Genomic DNA, 18,108 nt, shown 5'->3' on the forward strand with positions numbered 1-18,108 from the left:
TACTTATGAATCTTATAATCTAATCCATTTTTCTCTAATACCTCATAAAGCTTATTTTTAGTTTCATCCATTACGTCAAAAATGGTTAACTGCTCCATTATTAACAGCTCCTCATTACGTAAATTTACTAAACTAACTTTAAGAACAAGGTTGTTTCATTCTGTTCATTTGTATGCACATTAAACTTTTTTCCAGTAGCTTCTAATGCACTAAAAAGCATTCTTTTATAGCCTAAATCCATAAAATCTACACTGATTTGACCATGATTCATAATAAATTGAAGATCAGCCATCATCTTTTTAATTTTCCGTTCCATATAATAACCTCCTCAATAAAGTTATATAACCCATATAACCATATTATTACTCGTTTTTCTAGTTGTCAATATAAGTTATATAACTTATAATTCTTTTTATAGAGGAGGTTGTAATATGGCTGTTAATAAAGACAAGTACACTCAAATTTTAGTTACTTTTACAAAAGAACAAGTGGAACAAATAGAAAATTATTGGCATGAAAATAAGCTGAAGAATCGAAACGAAGCAATTCGTCAGATCGTAGACAAAGGGTTAAGTCGTAAATAATGACTCCCTTTTTATTTTCTCTAAAAACCCTAAAAGCGCATTTAAAGTCCGTTTCTCCCTTTACATGCGTTTTTATGACAAATACGACTTATTGTATTAACAATTACATCAAAATACCATACAACCAAATCTGAAGAGTCATTTTTTAGTTAAACTGATTTTTTCATGCATTCTTTAAATAAATGAAAAAAGAGCCGGATTTTCATCACAGCTCATGTATTAATTGGTTCTGTATGTGTACTTGTTGGATATTAAGAACAACCAAAAAACTTATTTCCTGTTTATTTGAATTCCAAAAGTCAGCTACTCTACCTATTGATATAGAAAGAAAATGAATTGTAAACTCACTTTTTTTCTTTTTTTTGTTTGAAATCAATAACTTTTACCCCGCTTGGACTAACATTATAGGTTATTGTTACAACATGATTAGGTGGATTGTGAGCGTTGGTATACGTTCTATATTTAGCTACTACAATAAAGGTGAAGGTATATTTTTGAGAACGCTCAATTTTTATAATTTTTGCATCCGTTAAACTATACTGGTGTTCTGGTCCAAGTTTACTTCGGATAGTCTCACTTGCGTAAGGAGCTAATAAAGTATTATAAGAATCATAAAAATCTTTATTAGATATATTTTCTGCCTTTCCTTCTATTGGAGATGTAAATAAAATCATCATTATAACTCCACAAAATGTCATTAACAGTTTCCGTTTAAACATATAATTGACTCCAAACTTACTGCATAATATGGATTAGAGTGCGTAAATAATAGCGGATTATTCATTTGCAGTATTTTTAACAGCGCCTAAATAAAAAGAAAAAGAGCTGGATTTTCATCACAGCTCATGAATTGATTGGTTCTGTATGTGTACATGTTGGATATTGAGAACAGCCAAAAAACTTATTCCCTGTTTGATTTGAATTTCTAACGACTAAATGATTTTTACATGTTGGGCATTTCCGTTCTGCAGGTTTTACCCCTTGATATACATCTTCAGCCGAATATTCGGGATTAATTTTATTAATCAATTTCTGAAGTTCTACACGATCTATTAGTTTTACATTGCATGCCTCTGCCAATTCTTTCGCTTGCATTGTATACATACTGTTCGTTACAACCCAGCCCTCATGTGCTTTGTAATAAGCTTGTGCTGCATACAAAATGGGTTTGTATATATAATTACCTCTTTCTTTTATAATATTTCTTCAAAGGTTTCTCTTTGCACCCCCATAAGACACTTGAACTCTCCATCGGATAGTTTGTGACTTTTTTCATAGATATTCATAACAACCTCTTTTTCTTTTTTTACACTAATTTATCATAAAAGCTTTAATTATCGAAGAGGTCTAATAATTCCAATTTCTAGAGCCTTTTGAACAGCTTCTTCTTTGTTGTTGACTCCTAGCTTTGTATAAGCTGTGGAAGCATAATTTCTGACCGTACCATTCGATAGATATAACCTTGATGCTATGGTAGTATATCGAAGTCCTTTTGCCACTAGCTGCAATATTTCTATCTCCCTAGCTGTTAGCTCATAAGCGGTTGCTTTTGATTGTGGTGTCTCTTTTTGCTCATCAAACTTCTCAAATATTTTGTGAGACATTCCCTGATCAATCAGTGTCCCACCTTTGTGAATAAGTCGGATCGTATTAGCTAGCTCCAATGTTTCAATAGATTTGAGTAAAAAACCATCCGCACCGTTGCGAAATGATTCCAACGCCTGTTCGGTATCTTGAAAAGTTGTAAAAATCAATACGCGGATATGTGGCCATTGCTGCTTAATCTTTTTGGTTGCTTCGACTCCATCCATGTGCTGCATATCTAAATCCATAAGTATAACATGGGGTTGAAGGCGCCCACACAAATCGATGGCTTGATTGCCATCCTCAGCCAAACCGACTACATTTAAATCTTCATATCTATCGAGTAGTGTCCTCAAACTTTCCCGAACAAACGGCTGATCGTCTACAATTAATAAACGAATAAGTCCATCTTTTATTTCAGTTTGTCGCGGTATGGTACATGTAACAAGCATTCCTTCCTCTGGCTTTGTATATACAGACAATTGACCTTGCAAGTTCATTGCCCGCTCTTTCATCGCATTCATACCGAAGCCTTCCTGCCATTCTACATTTCCTTTTCCATTATCTTGAACTTCTAACCTCGTATATTGTTGTTCAAACTGCAATGAAACTATAATTTCAGTCCCCTGACCATGACGTACTGCATTTGTAAGAGATTCTTGTAAGCAACGAATGAATGCGATCTTCGCTTGCTGAGACAGTTGATATTCCTCTCCGAATGTCCTAAAACTTACATTTACCTGAGCGTGCTCCTGAAATTCGGCTCCAAGATTTTGTAGAGATTGAATCAAGGAAGACGATTGACACGGAGAATCCATTTGATGTAGGTAACCTCTCACGTCCTCGATGCTTTTACGTCCCATTTCAAGCAAAGAATCTAGCCTCTGTATACCCATTTCAGTAGCAAGTTCGGTACGCAACGTTTCCATCCCCATAATAATAGAAGTATAAGCGTGACCAACTGTATCATGAAGCTCACTCGACAGTCTGTTCCGTTCTTCTGCCAGTGTAATGCGTTCAATCTGAGACATATATTGCTCAAGTACCGCGTTTTGTTTACGAATCGCTTCATTTTGCTTATGATTGACGATTAATAAATGGAAAGCGAAGCCCATTACATAAGCGAGTCCATAGTAGGTAACCAAAATCCAATAGCTATTACTTGGCGCAACCGCATAGAGAATTCCAGTTGTTATAAAAACTGTTGTTGGAGCTGTCCAATAATAGGACAAATGCTTACTATTCGCAGCAATCAGAAAAACCGATATAAGAAATGTCTTGTTAGCTTCCGGAAATAAAGAGGTTAAATATATACACAGTCCACCATATAGCAGTATTTCTGTGAACAAGTAATATTTGTAATTGAACAGTAAGGCTACCCATGGAATAGAGAAGGCAACAACCTCCCAAAAAATAATAATCCAAAGTGGCAATGTTAAACCATCCTGAAAATCTAATGTGATTAGGACGATAGAGACACTAACAAGTATACGGACTCCTAACATAATCCAATCGTACCAAAACCAATACTTAACCATATCTAACAAGTTATTTCCCCCCTAAGTAGCCTACCTTTTTACTCCCTATAGTATAAATTAATCCTTCATACATTGTTATAATTTTTAATTTTACACTACAATCTCTCACAGAAGGCAAACTTCTATCGATTTAGTTGCCGAATCATGCTACGTGTATAGCCCCCAATTTTCTTTGTCAAACCATCTACTATTCTAATACTTATGGCGGTAAATACTATACCCATAAACATTACAAAGAGTGACTTGGCAAAAGTATCTATCTGTATGAATATAATATTCATTTCGATGTAGTGATACAGTAGTGGTGCCAACAGCAACATAAGTGGCATTATATAAAAAATGGTTGCACAAATGAGACTAAAAATGCCAATCACAAATTTCTGCATTAACCAATAGACAGCAGACCAATTGCGACGATCGGTAAGCACCAATTTCACCTGAGTCCAGTTCGATGTATCTATTGTTATACTTCTGTCATAAGAGTCTGTTGAAATATCTGTATAAATTTTCGTCTGTATGCGCTCGAATTGGATAAAAGGTGTAGTAGTCTGTAGTACGCGTATAACTAGTGGAATCCCAATTACCGTAAATGAAAGGGTGAAGCTGAATAGCAGAGCTATTAGATAAAAACAAAAATAAAACAATCCTGTAACGAAAGTTAGCAATAAAAAATAACCATTCTGGATGAATCTTGATTTCATAAAGTTCATCGCTCCTATCTATGTAATAACCGAATTGTACTGCTTTTTTTGTCATTCTCACTAGTGTAAAAGTGTCATATGACATTTCTAAATGATGCTAAAAAGGGGAGAGTAACCTACTTCTGGTTAAAAAAGATGCTTATATTAATCTCCATAAAACAATCCCGTTCTTGCAGATGCAAGAAGGGATTGTTTTGTATTTTTATTTAATATGAGATGGACTTGTTTTTCGAATATGAAAAATAATATCAAATTGCTCAAGCAATGACTTATCAAAGTATGCCGATTCGTTCGGTACGAGTCGCCCCCCTATACTTAGTAATGGTCTTTTTGCTTTAACCCATTTCTCTGCTGGTCCTTTAAGGTGACGGTTATCCAATAAAAACATTTTATATGGTACTTTTCCGAGGGTATAATTGAAACTATTTACATCTTGTGGAATCAGATCCGTTATAATCTTATCTGCGGTGTCGTTGTATAAGGTGAAATTCCCCTCCGTAGTTGTACTGCCAATTGTGACATAATTATTGTCTAAACGTTCCTTCAAATACTGCCCCGCAACATAAGGGTATAACTTCTCATCGATAATTCCTTTAGCTATATGAATATTGTGTCCCCATACCATCGTTTTACCACCCAATGTCTCTTGTGCCCACATTGCATGATCGGCCAAGTATTGCTCATGTAGCTTTAACATACTTGGATAGTCGTTAGGAATTAGCATTGTGGTATATTTCTCTATTACACTTGCCGTTGCTTTCGCCCAGATGTACTCGGGTGAAACTAATTCTGTTTTGGCTTGCCCATTCTCATCTTTTAGTAATTGGGCTACTCTCTCAGCGTTTGCTTTGAACTTCTCTTTCATTTCAGGAGCAAGGTTCATATATTCCAGTACACTTCCATTAAAAGCCGACAATTCTTTATAATTTTCTTCTACTTCTGCCAGCAAATCTGGTCGATGCAGCCTTACATAATCAATTACTTTATTAAAGCAACCTTGGTCCAATTCCTTTAAGTCGAGCCCGATAAATTGGATCTTTTTTTTATTGGATGGATCAGCATTATAATCTTTCATCCACTCAATCATGGCTATAATTTCATCAGTAGGATATAACAAGTTTAAAAATTCCCTAGGGTTTCCTTTTCCTGTTTGGATATATTCATTTAGTTTTAAGCCGTTTCCCCAATCTTCTTCCATTGTGAAATTTGTAAAACCCATCTCAGTAACCAAATATTTCACAAGGCGAAACTTCATAGTGAAAATTTCAGAGCTTCCATGAGTATTCTCTCCTAATCCTACATATTGTGCGCTCCCAATCATTTTCTTAAGTGGTTTTAAATCCTCAAATGATTTTGACGGCTCTATCGTTTTTAATGGGTAAGCCTGTGATTGTATTGATTTAACTATATTTTTTTGGATTGATTGACCTGAATTTTCGACTGCTACTGTTTGAGCCTTTCCTACTTCTACACATCCTGTGACTAATAAAGCTGTACTAACCATTGCAATTATTCTTTTCTTATTCATTTTTTCCACCTCAATTGAATTATTTGTAAAAGCAAGATTGATTCATGTACTTGCACCAATCAATTGCCTTAATTCAATTGTTATCTATCTCATATCATATTTTCTAGTTACATATTGTCATAAGGTTAATTGACACAGGTCATAGACTAATCATTACACTTTTGTACTATCGGCTATGACAACTTATAAATAATAATTACATTGATGAGTCGCAAGTAAGACTAGATTATAAAGTTGGGAGGGATTTTAAAGATGAATGAATCTGTATGCCAAAATATTTTTATTCTAAGTTGTGTCTGTGGAAATGACAAGAAGTAAATTCGATAAATAAGTGAATTAAAGGGGAAGGGCGGATTACAATGATATTACACGCAAAATCGTTCCACAATAAAGATAAAATTCAACGTGCTAAAATAGGACTGCAACTCTTTCTGAGTATCTTAATCATTACTTCTATTATCCTAAATGTAGTAGTAATAATTACTAAAAGTATGCCGCTTATTGTGGTATATATGTTTACCCCAGCAATTTCTTCTATTTTGACTCGCATAATACTGAAAGAAGGGTTTAAAGATGTATCTTTTAGTCTCGGTAACTTAAAGATATGGAAGGGGATTGGTTTTGCTCTGCTAATCCCTATGATTATTTGTGGAATTACTTATTCTATCGCCTGGTTGAGCGGAATTGCGGGGTTTCAGAATCCCGAAGGTGGTATGTTAGAACCAATCTACAATATACTTGGGCTTCAGTATCTAACGGCCCCATTCAGTTTCATTTATCTAGTAGTATTGAGCGGCATTTTCGGAAGTTTGCTTAGCTTAATCCCAGTTTTGGGAGAAGAAATGGGTTGGCGAGGCTATATGCTTACAAGGCTAGTCGATGCAGAGTTTTCACGCCCCATCCTTATTAGTGGATTGATTTGGGCAACGTGGCATGTTCCAATTGTTATTGCTGGTCTATACGTAGAGGGACCATCTGTCTTTCTCTCTGTACTTGGCATCTATTTTTGTATTGTACCATTCAGTTATATTACAGCTTATTTACGACTTATCACAGGTAGTGTTTGGCCGTCGGTTATCATCCACACCACTTGGAATGCCATTATTCAAGGACCTTTCGCACGTGCAAGTACAGGATATCAAACTGAGATTTGGATTGGAGAATCTGGCTTGATAACCGCTATTATCATCTTGATTACTGCAATAATTACGTCTCGAATAGTAAATTTCACCAAATAGCATACAGATGTGTTTCAAATTCAATTGGTGAAATATGCTAAGGAGAAGATACGTGTAAAAATAGGCCACATCATTCCTTTTATTTCCAATATGATTTAAAATCGGATTTTTTATTTTTTGGCTTTATTAAATTATATTGTTGATAATTGCGATATAAAAATGACTTATCGATAGGATAAGTCATTTTTCAATTTCCAGTTCGGTTATTGGGGGTTTTTGCCCATCCCCACCACGAAAAGGGGGAATAAGAAAACGTATTACTCTTCATTCCTATTTTTTTTATCGCTTCTACAGCTGTAATTTTATTGTACTTCACCTAAGGAATTGAGTCTCTCACCACTCAATTCCCTTTTTTATGTTATAACAATCTGGAATGAGATTTCAATAATAATACGAAAGAGAGATAGGAATAATCCTATCTCTCTTTCGTACAAGGGTTTCGATGACAGAAAACTCATACAACTCATACTCTATTTTAAATTAATTAGACAGAAAATTCGTTTTACTTATTAATTTCTCAATATGATTTTTTGTATTTGGGGTACCGCCTCATGCCCATCAAGCTAAGATTATATAAGTTAATTTCAGGTGTGATTTTTTCTTTTTTCTAAAGATCCAGTGTAGGTTCTTTAAAGATTTGCATACCAAATAAACCCTATCGGATTTCAATTTTTTTAGATTACGCTACTTGATTGTCATACATAGAAAAGTTGTATACGACGCCTAAGATATCAAAGACTGTTTTCTTCTCATACCTATGGGATTTTCGTCCGTTTTTCTGTAAGAGATTGAACAGACGAAATAATATCTTTGTTAATTCTTGGGCGTCTTTTTGTAAAGATTGATAAATAAGTGAAAAATAATCTTTGATAATATAAATCGCTTTATATTCGCTTAATTCTCGTTTCTTCTTGATGAGGAGTAATTGGCGCATTTGAAACATGGTGGAGGAACAAAGAAGGATACTTATTAATTGTCCGTATAAGTGACACTCTAGTCGTTCTAATTTTACAGAATTACATTGATGAATACGAAAAAATGATTTCCATGTTTTGAAGATAAGCTCAACTTGCCATCGTAAGGAGTAAAAATCGTATACTTGTTCCTTTGGTAGATATTCCAAAGGAATATTTGTAATGTAAAAGTTAATTGCACTAAGCCGTTTACTGCGTTCTTTATAGGTAATTTGTTTCTTATGTTCTTTAGATGCTAAATCCTTTTGTCTACGTTTCATTTGCGTTTCAGTTAATTTATACAGAATCAGTCTTGCAGGGAGCTTTTGATACATCCCAATATAAATTTCAGGAATTTCATATGTTTCACCTGACTGTAATTGGTCAATAAATTGCTCCATATCTATTTGAATGTATTCAGATTGCTTTTTTATGCTTCCATTTTGAAAGTATTCAGGTTCTTTGTTTTTCTGATATATACGAGTATTGAGCTTAAGTCGTGAGATGAAATAAGCACCGTGCTCGTCTATGGTATGTAAATCTTTTAAGTCGAAATATCCTAAGTCACGTATACATACATCTTGCGGTTGAAGAGATTTTAGGCAAGTAGAACCATAGATTTTATCATTGTGCTTTCCCGATCCTACATGAACATGTAGAAACTGACCACTTAACAAATCGTACTCTAATTGAATTTTCACACCGGCACTTTGACCACTACCTCCTGAGCCTTGGTATATAGAAACGAATTTATCTGGAATCTGAAAATGTGTAGAATCCAATACACGAATGCGACAAAAATGGTTTGTATACAAATTTGGAATCTTACTAAAGGAACAAAATTGTTGGTGAAGTAAATACGCTAAGAGCTGTTGTAAAAACTGTACAGCTCGAGAATTAAAACGTTGGTTGAGTCCTTCTGAACTCATAGAAATGCCCGTGTTAGCTTCTAATCGACTACATAATTGTGTCAATGAAGTATGAGCTATGTTTTGACTTAACCAAATACATAGAGCCACTAAATCTTGTGCGCGGTATTTACTTTTTCGTTTCACAAATCCTACATTTCTAGCTAATTGCTCTAAAGCATTAGGTGACATATATCGTTGTAATTCTGAAGAAAACAATTGTAGTTCATCAGAAACCGAAATTTTCATACGAAAACGCCATCCTTTCTTTATATTTCTACTAAAAGAATAACGTTTTTTTCATTATTTAAATATGATTTCATCCAAATTTAATCAAGATCCCTCTACAAAAGTAGTAGAAATTTTATTTAAATTCGCTACCTCAGTTTGATTTATTATATTTTAATTTCAATTTCACTATAATAAAAAAAAAGGAAAACATCGAACTTTCTTAACACCAAGTCTACAAGTAAAAGAAGACATCTTAATCGATGTCTTCTTTTCAAAAACACCATCCTTTCCTATACTCTATTGAAAGAATAGTATTTTTTCGTGTTATGACTACAAAATTATAATTTTTATAAATCAAAAAAAATGCCCATAAGAGAATATATAATTACAGTCGAAAACAAGATAGTCATATGAAGAAGGGAATAAACAAACATTGATTTTGCCCATTTCTCTGAATCCATTTTTTTATAGCCGAAAATACTTAAGACGAGCCATAAAATGCTTAAAAGAAGTGCTACTAACGTAAGGCCGAGGCTTAAAGAGCTAAATAGGAAACTCATTGCAATTAAAATGATTAAATAAATATTAGTTTGCAAATATGTTCTTTTAACACCTTTGACTACTGGAAGCATAGGAACTTTAGCTGCCTTATACTCATCGTGTTTGCGAATAGCTATGGCATAGAAATGAGGCATTTGCCAAATGACTGTAATCACAAAAAGACCAAGAATAGCAGGATGTGTAATGTCTGGATAAATAGCAGCCCATCCAATAAGAGGGGGCATTGCTCCTGAAATACTTCCAACCTCCGTATTATAAATTGTTCTTCTTTTACTCCACATTGTATATGGGACAATATAAAAAAATAAGCCTAAAAACCCTAAGAATGCTGCTAGCAGAGTTGTTAATGCAAGAGAAAACAATCCCAAGATGGTCATTAAAATGCCTAGCCATAATACAGCTTTTGGTTTTATTTCTCCTGTCACAGTGGGTCTATTTTTTGTTCTCTCCATAATAGAATCAATATCACGATCATACAAGTTATTAAAAGCTCCTGCTGCACCCATTACTAAAATAGAGCCAATCAAAGCAAATATTATTTCTGGAAGTTTCTCAAACAAGCTAATCTGATATGTATATAATGCCAATGTCAATCCAGCAAACATTGGAATCAGGTTTGATTTAATAATCCCGGTTTTAACTGTTTGCGCTAAAATTTTTGCTGGAGTCTGTTTTGGTATTTTAAGGGGATCTATCTTTTGCATTATTTCTCGTCTCTCCTTTTACTAGATTATCTATAATTTTCATAATCTAATCTAAAATGACATTATTGCTGATTATTTAATACATAGATTCCTTCCGTAATTTAAATACCAAACGGAATTTATATACTATATGGTATATTAGTTCTATATGATATAATTGTCAAGATACGGAGGAGGAGAAATGATCAAACGAAGATTAACTCAAGAAGAAAGAAAAAAGGAAACACGGCAATTACTTTTAGAATCAGCTGTTGAGGTCTTTGCTCAATTAGGCTTTCACGGAGCTTCTGTTGATAAAATTGCAGAGTATGCCGGGTTTAGTAAGGGAGCCGTTTATGCTCATTTTAATTCCAAAGAAGAGCTCTTTCTAGCCATATTGGAAAAACAAATACGTTTACACGTGCATAACATCCATCAAATAATAGACCAACAGCATTCATTATCACAATTCATCGGAATTTTGGATGAATATTCTCTTTCAAGTAGACAAAAAAATCGAACATGGAGCATGCTTAACATGGAGTTTCTCCTTTATGCGATGCGTGAAGAATCGGTACGCCATAAATGGTCAAATATGATAACCAAATCGGTAGAACAAATTTCCAAAGCTATTGAGAAATTGATGTCAAAAGAGAATGAGAATGAATCTGCTCTATCTGCTAACGAAATGGCATGGACTATTCTTTCATTAGAAAATGGTATGGCCCTATGTTATTATATTAGCGAAGAACATATGCCCTTAAATTTATTTGGAAAAGCATTACAAAATATGCTCCTGTCTCCTCGTCAAGAAGATTAGAAAATTCTCTTGTCTAAACAGAGTTTAAATATACAAAACTAAAAATAGAGTACAATTGTGGACATCAAATATCGAATAAGATAAATGGTTTTAGTATACAAGTGATGTGTAACCTTTTTAAAACTATTAAGAATAAGTTATCTAATAAAAGTAAAAAATCACCTTAATATATATAAACTATACAATTATCATTAGAGAGTAGATTGATTATGCTTCTTATCATTAATCTATCAAGTTCTTTAATTTGATAAAAGGAAAGTACATATAGTTCATGTCTAATATGTACTTTTCTATATTTCGTAAGGATATTTATACTTTAGATCTTGATAATACACAATATCAACGTTTTGTAGGTAGTACATATGCTATTCAAGTTAATATTTTAAAGATTCCTAAAACATCGCTTTATCTCTAAATAGCTATTTAAGGGCCTTCAGCTCATTTTTGTCTATATAGCGAATACCGGACTTAGCCATTCGCTTTAATATTCTTCGCTCCTGGATCTTCCGGTACATAAATTTACAAATACGAAAAAGAACATAAAGGATAAAACCATAAATCAAAATTTGTAATATGTTTGGCATGGCTGGTAGATTAGACACTTCTCTCCACCTCTTTAATTGGTTTCATTTTCTTTGGTTGAGCTGTTTCTTTTGCCTGTTGTTCACTCACTTGTTTCTTCCGGACATCGTTCCAATCTTTTTCATTCGTTGGAATATCCTCTTTAAGATCTACAAAGCATTTCATCGTCTGAATGAAGTCTTTCCCAGACTTATCGTTATCAACTGCCATAATGACCTCTTTAATATCGTGCCCTTCTTTTTTCGCATCAATTAAAGATTGAATCACTGTTTTTGACTTCAATCCATGCATAGAAACCAGGCGAGCGTTTTGGATATTATTTTGCTTGATGCTCCAATGGGATAACATATCAATCGGATCTTCATAAAAATAGATTTTATCCGGCTTACCCACATCAACTGTAAAACCGGCATTGATTTTTTCATAATTCGGGACAATTTGCTTAAAGCTTCCCCTTTTATTCTCCATTTTGACCGTACCTTGACGGTTCATTCCAATTACTTGCCCTTTGCCTCCTTCTTCCCTCCATTTGAACACCACATTATTTTTCTTATCCTGGGCGATGAGATCCTTTTTAATCAACCAGTTCACCAAGCGAGGATCTATTTTCCGTTCATCAATTAAGTATCGCTTGATCTCTGTTTGTTTCGGTACCTCTAAGTGTTTTGGATAGATAAAGGGCTGCTGCTCTTTTTGGCGTTCCTCTTCAGCTTTTGAACGATCAAACTCTTTGTAGTCCCCCTTCTGAATGTCCATCACGGCTTGAGGGAATGTCATGTCATAGTACATCATCGCAAAGCTAATCGCTCCATATCCTTTTTCCCCTCGACTATTCCAGGCGTATTGATTCCCTTTAATGATGAGACTGTCATGTTCCGTATGACGATAATAGTTCCCTTCTTTCTTAAACGTTTCTCCTTTTGCTTCCAGATATGAAATCAAGTCAATATTTCTTGCTTTCATTGCATCCTCCGCACTGACATATGCCATTACGGAATCCCCCCTTTACTCTATAAAATGAAATAAAAAAGAGGACTATTCCGTTTCCTAGTCCTCTTTTGCTATTTATAGTTGATATATTTCATGTTTATTTGCCGAATAAGAATTTTAATCGCTTCTCCTGTACGCTGTATGATAAACGAGCGTCAAATTTCTTCCCGTTTTTGTTTGAGATAAAACCTTTGATTTGATCTGTCACATTCTTTTCTAATAACTTTTTCACATGGTTACTACTTAGATTTTTACCAGAGAATGTACCAAAAATGATGAAGTCACAGCCCTTTTTATATCGCTCACATAAGTAATTACTTTTTCCCACAAGAACTCTACTTTTGCATAGTGGGCATTTGCCAATTGTACGATCTTCAGTTGTTGGAAAACGGAATTTCAGACTTCCGTCCGCTTCCATATAGATAGCTGCTGTAAATTCTCCCTTTTCTCCTTGAAAGCCGTTTATAAAATCCGTTGTTTTATACTGAATTAGCTTTTTCATCTGATTACCAGGGATCGCTTTCCCTTTCATCTTGGCTGGCAACATAAAATCACATCCGTTTTTATGCTCCGTGCATCCATAGAACGTTTTACGATGAAGGATCTCACCTTTTTTACATTTTGGGCATTTACCAAATGACAGCTCCTCTTGTGTTGGAAACTGAAATTTGATATTTCCTTCATGTAACACTAGATAAGCGGAAAACTCTTTCTCATTGGACTTAAATCCCTTTAAAAGATCTGTTTTCTTATCCTCAAACAGCTTTTTCGCTTGCACCTCCGGAATCGCTTTTTCTTTAATTTTTTTCGGTAAGGAGATTTCACATTCTGGATAATTACTGCACCCATAAAAATTTCCTTTATGAAGGATTTTTCCCTTTCTACAAGGGCATTTACACACCTCAATTTGCTGATTCCAAGTATTAATAATGCTATCCGACACCTTATCATCCATTGCGCCTAGTTGCTCTACCGTATCCTTTACAAACGTGTTTGTTTTCTCTACAAATTCATCATATTTCATTTCTTTCTTTTCGATCATGTAGATCATCCCTTCCATTTCAGCCGTATAAGCTGGATTTTTGATTTCATCTACCGGAAAAGCATCTATAAACGCACGGCCAATATTAGTGGTTCGAATCTGGTTGTTGGTAACATCAATATAGCTTCGCTCTAACAGTTTCGGAATAAATGTTTCTTCCGTTGCGACTGTCCCAATCCGTTTTCCTTTCATGAGCTCTTTCAAATGTTCATCATCCAATTTACGTCCTGCCGTTTCCATAAAGGTTAAAATGGAACTTTCCGTATGAAAGGCTGGTTTCTTTGTTCGTGAATCAACCAAGTCATACTGAACGATTCTGAAAGAATCTCCCTCCTGTAAAACGGGTATTTGAAATGCCTCAACTGACCCCTCCTCTATATCCTCTTGAAAAACACTTAAAAACCCTTTCTCTTGTAGGATCTTTTCTTTTGTACTATATGTGTTGCCCTCTTGATCTATAAAGTGTACTTCTCTTACCAGGTAGATTGCTGGTTTCATAAAGTTCCCGATAAATCGTTTTACAATTAAGTCATATAACTGTTTTTCTAATGGATTTCGGTTGGTCCCGACATATAATTTTGTTGTTGGAATGATGGCAAAGTGACTACTTACTAACTCATCATTAAAAGTAGTATGTCTTTTCGTAATAGAGGATGGAACCACTTGTTGTACTAGATTTACATAGGCACTTTTTTCTAATGCTCCCATTACTTCTTTTACTCGTTCCACTTGTTCGGTAGGTAAGTGCCTGGATGAAGAACGAGGGTACGTGATAAAGCCTTCGTCATACAAACTCTGAATATGTTTTTTTGCTGTTTCTGCATTTACCTTCAGCTTGGCGTGAGCATCTTTGTAGATATCTGTTAAGTTATATAACAATTTTGGTTTCTTTTTTCTCGTAATTTCTTTAAATTCCGTAACGATTACATTTGTTTCTTTCAAACTATCTCCAAGTTTTTGGAGTGGGGATGGATCTATCAGTTGATCTTCTGTTTTCATCACGGGTGATAAACCATTTTCCGTTACTAGCTTTAAATTGTAGTAGGTTTGTTCTTTATAGTTTTGGATAGCAATTTCCCTTTGACGGATTTCATTCAAGATACACATTTGAACACGACCAGAAGCCAATAAGAATTGGTTTCTTGCTAGTTTCGATGTACAGCCCCTTGTAACATTAATTCCTAGAATGTAATCCAGGTATTGCCTTGCTTTAGCTGATTGAGCAAGTCCGTCATAGTCTGCTCCTGGTTCTAATCGATTCAAAGCCCCCTCTAATTCTGCGGCCTCATAAGAAGAGATAAAAAGACGGGATTCTCGCTTGTTCACACCTGCATGTTCAACTATGTAGGGTAAGTACCCAGCGCCTTTCCATGTTTCCATGGTAGGTTTCCATGTACTCCCCTCCGAACCGTACGTACCCCTCTCAAGGTATACGGCTCTCCACTTGTTAATCTAGTCTACCAGCATGTAAATCTTGATGACATTTCTTGCACAACACCATTGTTTTTCTCTTCCTAGCAATCATTTTTACTTCCCATTTACTCTTTCCTTTTAAATCTTTTAATTTTCGCACATGGTGAACCTCGACAGGTTTACCTTCCTCCTTACACCATTCACATTGATTGGCAAGAAGTCGCTGTGTTAATTCCGTCCGACATGTGTACATCGTTGTATTGGGAAGTATATCAATTCGTTGTTGTATTATTGGTCTCAGTTCCCTAGAAAATCCTTCATTATAGAGCGCTCTATATTTGGTACCTTCTTTTGTCTCGTAAGAGACCATGAATATTTTGTTACGACTATACTTTTTGATTATTTTTCGCATTGTTTTTTTGTATTTAGCCGCAAATGTTTTGTAAAGACTATATTTCATAAAATACATAAACTTATATAACACGCTCACATTATTTGCTAGTTTGTAATAATTATAGAGACCTCTTATTTCCGCATTATAGATACTTATTATTTCTATATCGCTAAGTTGTAGAAGGTATGGTCTGTGTACTGGTTTCCAAACCCCATTTTTATCAATTTTTAAAACACCGAGTTCCTTTATTTTGCCTACCCAAACTTCTTTCGGTACATACAGTTTACATTTATGACTGTAATGTCTTTTCTTAATTCCTAAATTATTTTTTGTAATAGACTCATTTTTACACATCGTCAGTTTATATCCTAAAAATGTCGCAAATTTACTAGTATGGGTAATTAATGTTTTTTCATTTGATAGTTCAAGTTTGAGTTCTTTTTGAAGGAAATTTGATAATTTTAACTTAATTTCTTCTGCATCTTTTTTCGAACCATTTACCCCTAGGATAAAATCATCCGCATACCGACAGTATGTGAGACGTTTAAAACCTTCATCAAGAGGATCTGTACAAGGTATTTCCCTCATTTTTCCTTGGAGTTCTTTGATTGATTGTAAGAGCTCCATTCGTTCTGGCGATTTTATTGGATACAGTTCCATCTTTTTTCGAAGTCTATATATCCTACTGTCTATGATTTTGTACTCTCGATTTGTCTTTCGGCGTTTTTCCTTGTTAAAATCTTGAATATATTGTTCTACATATCGGTCTAGTTCATCTAGATATATGTTTGATAAAACTGGGCTTATAACGCCTCCTTGAGGAGTACCGCTATACGTCTTATAAAATTGCCACTCTTCCATGTAACCTGCACGTAAGAACTTCCAAATGAGACGGATAAATTTTTCATCTTGTATCCTTTTTCTAAGAAGCGTGACAAGGGTGTGATGATGAATATTGTCAAAGAAAGAACAAATATCCCCTTCAATGAACCATCTTGTTCCACCAAATGTACTTTTAATTTGTTGAAGAGCTGTATGGCAGCTTCTATTAGGTCTGAAACCATGAGATAGGTTTGAAAAAATCCCTTCATAAATTGCTTCTAATATCGCCCTTACGATTTCTTGTATGAGTTTATCTTCAAAAGATGGAATCCCTAAGGGCCTCATTTTCCCATTCGCTTTAGGAATATAAACTCTTCTTACTGGTTTGGGTTGGTATTTTTCTGATTTTAAGAGTTCAATCAGTCTTTCTATTTTTTCCATACTCATGCCATCTATAGTGGAATCATCGATTCCTTTCGTCATGTTTCCCTCTTTTGAAGCTAAACGTGCATAGGCAAGTAGGAAAAATTCTTTGTTATAAAGGTTTCGATATAATCTTTCATATTTAAAATTGATAGTATTGGACTTTTGGACTAGATTGTTTAATACAATTTCTGGATTTCTCATAGAGCCTCTCGCTCCTTCCTGGATTCTATTAAACGAAACAAGCTAATCCCCTTCGCCGTGTACTAGGCTTTCCCTAGCTCTGACTACTACGGAATTTCCGTTACCATATTGGATATTTAGACACGAAACTGTCATAGCCTATTACGGCACTCCAACTTAGGTAATCCCCATTTAGTGCTTATAGAGACAGACTTGTTATGATATCGGATGTGACGTTCGCCTGTTATCTTCCTTATTGGAAGTGCTCAGTTCGGAGGTACTTCAAATTAAGACCGAGAAATTATCTTAATTCCCTATCATCTATATCTCTGTATAGATGTTGGACTGCATAACGTATATATTTACCATTCCGTTATGGGTATCTTTATCCCAGCCAGACTGTCATTCAAGCAGTATAGCCTTCATCCTTATTCATAACCTTTCATCTTGCCATTCAGTCGTGACATGGTAACTAGTCAACTTATGGCTTTTCCAGCATGCTATGCTCCCCTTTGGGTTTCCCATCCGGATAAGCTGGCTGATGATGGGTGTATTTCCTTTGTACCTTTCACCCACTGTTTGGTCATTACAGGTTCTCTACAAGCCCGTATGGGCGCACTTCTCGATAGATAAGCTCACCCTCTTTGTCTGCATCACATGAATTTACCACATGATCTACATCGGGACGTTTTAACAATCTAACCAATATTTGAACTTGTTCGAGACTATCCGATTTCACTTTATATTCCGGTTCCAAAATAATTGGTAAATGTTCAAATTTAAATTCTTTGTATCTCTCGTCCATCTCCTCAGGATGTTTTAGTTCTAATAAATGCCCCCGGCACCAACTAATAATGTAATTTTCATTTTCATAGTAGCCATAATATGGCTTACTTCCTGGATATTTTTGCGAGTTTCTAAATCTAGGTG

The 18,108-nt window shown here is 34.8% G+C and carries 12 protein-coding genes and 4 pseudogenes; 3 read left to right on the plus strand and 13 right to left on the minus strand.

The window, feature by feature from the left end; genetic code table 11:
- Positions 1–127: 127 nt before the first annotated feature.
- Positions 128–316 (minus strand): hypothetical protein, encoded by a 189-nt coding sequence (locus tag MR109_RS27995; protein WP_242274666.1) that lies wholly within the window; start codon positions 314–316, stop codon positions 128–130.
- Positions 317–431: 115 nt separating this feature from the next.
- Between MR109_RS27995 and MR109_RS28000 the strand changes: the two genes are divergently transcribed.
- Positions 432–584 carry a ribbon-helix-helix domain-containing protein gene (locus MR109_RS28000; RefSeq protein ID WP_000290205.1) on the plus strand — a complete coding sequence of 51 codons (153 nt, stop codon included), beginning with the start codon at positions 432–434 and terminating at the stop codon, positions 582–584.
- Between the two features lie 344 nt (positions 585–928).
- On the opposite strand, the gene MR109_RS28005 is transcribed toward MR109_RS28000, so the two are convergent.
- From MR109_RS28005 to MR109_RS28025, 5 genes and pseudogenes are all read right to left on the minus strand, one after another.
- Positions 929–1,303, minus strand: coding sequence for a DUF3888 domain-containing protein (locus MR109_RS28005; RefSeq protein ID WP_242274667.1), 375 nt, complete (start codon positions 1,301–1,303; stop codon positions 929–931).
- Positions 1,304–1,427: 124 nt separating this feature from the next.
- Positions 1,428–1,745, minus strand: a pseudogene (locus tag MR109_RS28010) (topoisomerase DNA-binding C4 zinc finger domain-containing protein); the annotation flags it as partial.
- A gap of 173 nt (positions 1,746–1,918) precedes the next feature.
- Positions 1,919–3,715 (minus strand): helix-turn-helix transcriptional regulator, encoded by a 1,797-nt coding sequence (locus MR109_RS28015; protein ID WP_242274668.1) that lies wholly within the window; start codon positions 3,713–3,715, stop codon positions 1,919–1,921.
- Between the two features lie 113 nt (positions 3,716–3,828).
- Complete coding sequence (locus MR109_RS28020; protein ID WP_242274669.1) at positions 3,829–4,407, minus strand: sensor domain-containing protein; 579 nt, start codon at positions 4,405–4,407, stop codon at positions 3,829–3,831.
- 202 nt (positions 4,408–4,609) lie between these two features.
- Positions 4,610–5,935: an erythromycin esterase family protein gene (locus tag MR109_RS28025; RefSeq protein ID WP_242274670.1), complete on the minus strand. Its 1,326-nt coding sequence runs from the start codon at positions 5,933–5,935 to the stop codon at positions 4,610–4,612.
- A 359-nt stretch (positions 5,936–6,294) separates the two neighbouring features.
- Here MR109_RS28025 and MR109_RS28030 point away from each other — a divergent pair, with 359 nt between their 5' ends.
- Entirely contained in the window at positions 6,295–7,173 is an 879-nt protein-coding gene (locus MR109_RS28030) for a CPBP family intramembrane glutamic endopeptidase (RefSeq protein ID WP_098146790.1), read from the plus strand.
- A gap of 679 nt (positions 7,174–7,852) precedes the next feature.
- Here the strand turns inward: MR109_RS28030 and MR109_RS28035 are convergent.
- A complete protein-coding gene (locus MR109_RS28035; RefSeq protein WP_242274671.1) occupies positions 7,853–9,283 on the minus strand; it encodes an IS4 family transposase in 1,431 nt (476 codons plus the stop codon).
- Positions 9,284–9,612: 329 nt separating this feature from the next.
- Positions 9,613–10,530, minus strand: a complete 918-nt coding sequence (cyoE, locus tag MR109_RS28040; protein ID WP_242274672.1) for a heme o synthase — start codon at positions 10,528–10,530, stop codon at positions 9,613–9,615.
- A gap of 181 nt (positions 10,531–10,711) precedes the next feature.
- Here cyoE and MR109_RS28045 point away from each other — a divergent pair, with 181 nt between their 5' ends.
- Entirely contained in the window at positions 10,712–11,329 is a 618-nt protein-coding gene (locus MR109_RS28045) for a TetR/AcrR family transcriptional regulator (RefSeq protein WP_242274673.1), read from the plus strand.
- A 443-nt stretch (positions 11,330–11,772) separates the two neighbouring features.
- Here MR109_RS28045 and MR109_RS30330 read toward each other — a convergent pair.
- The 5 genes and pseudogenes from MR109_RS30330 to MR109_RS28070 all read right to left on the minus strand — a co-directional run.
- Positions 11,773–11,931: pseudogene (locus tag MR109_RS30330) on the minus strand (restriction endonuclease); the annotation flags it as partial.
- Positions 11,924–12,901, minus strand: coding sequence for a DUF3991 and TOPRIM domain-containing protein (locus MR109_RS28055; protein WP_242274674.1), 978 nt, complete (start codon positions 12,899–12,901; stop codon positions 11,924–11,926). The gene MR109_RS28055 and the pseudogene MR109_RS30330, both read right to left, overlap by 8 nt.
- A gap of 97 nt (positions 12,902–12,998) precedes the next feature.
- Positions 12,999–15,287, minus strand: a pseudogene (locus tag MR109_RS28060) (type IA DNA topoisomerase); the annotation flags it as partial.
- Between the two features lie 103 nt (positions 15,288–15,390).
- Positions 15,391–17,199 (minus strand): reverse transcriptase/maturase family protein, encoded by a 1,809-nt coding sequence (locus MR109_RS28065; RefSeq protein WP_242274675.1) that lies wholly within the window; start codon positions 17,197–17,199, stop codon positions 15,391–15,393.
- A 595-nt stretch (positions 17,200–17,794) separates the two neighbouring features.
- Positions 17,795–18,108 (minus strand): annotated as a pseudogene (locus MR109_RS28070) (toprim domain-containing protein); the annotation flags it as partial.

Source organism: Bacillus cereus group sp. BfR-BA-01310 (assembly GCF_022664325.1).
Lineage (GTDB): Bacteria > Bacillota > Bacilli > Bacillales > Bacillaceae_G > Bacillus_A > Bacillus_A paramycoides.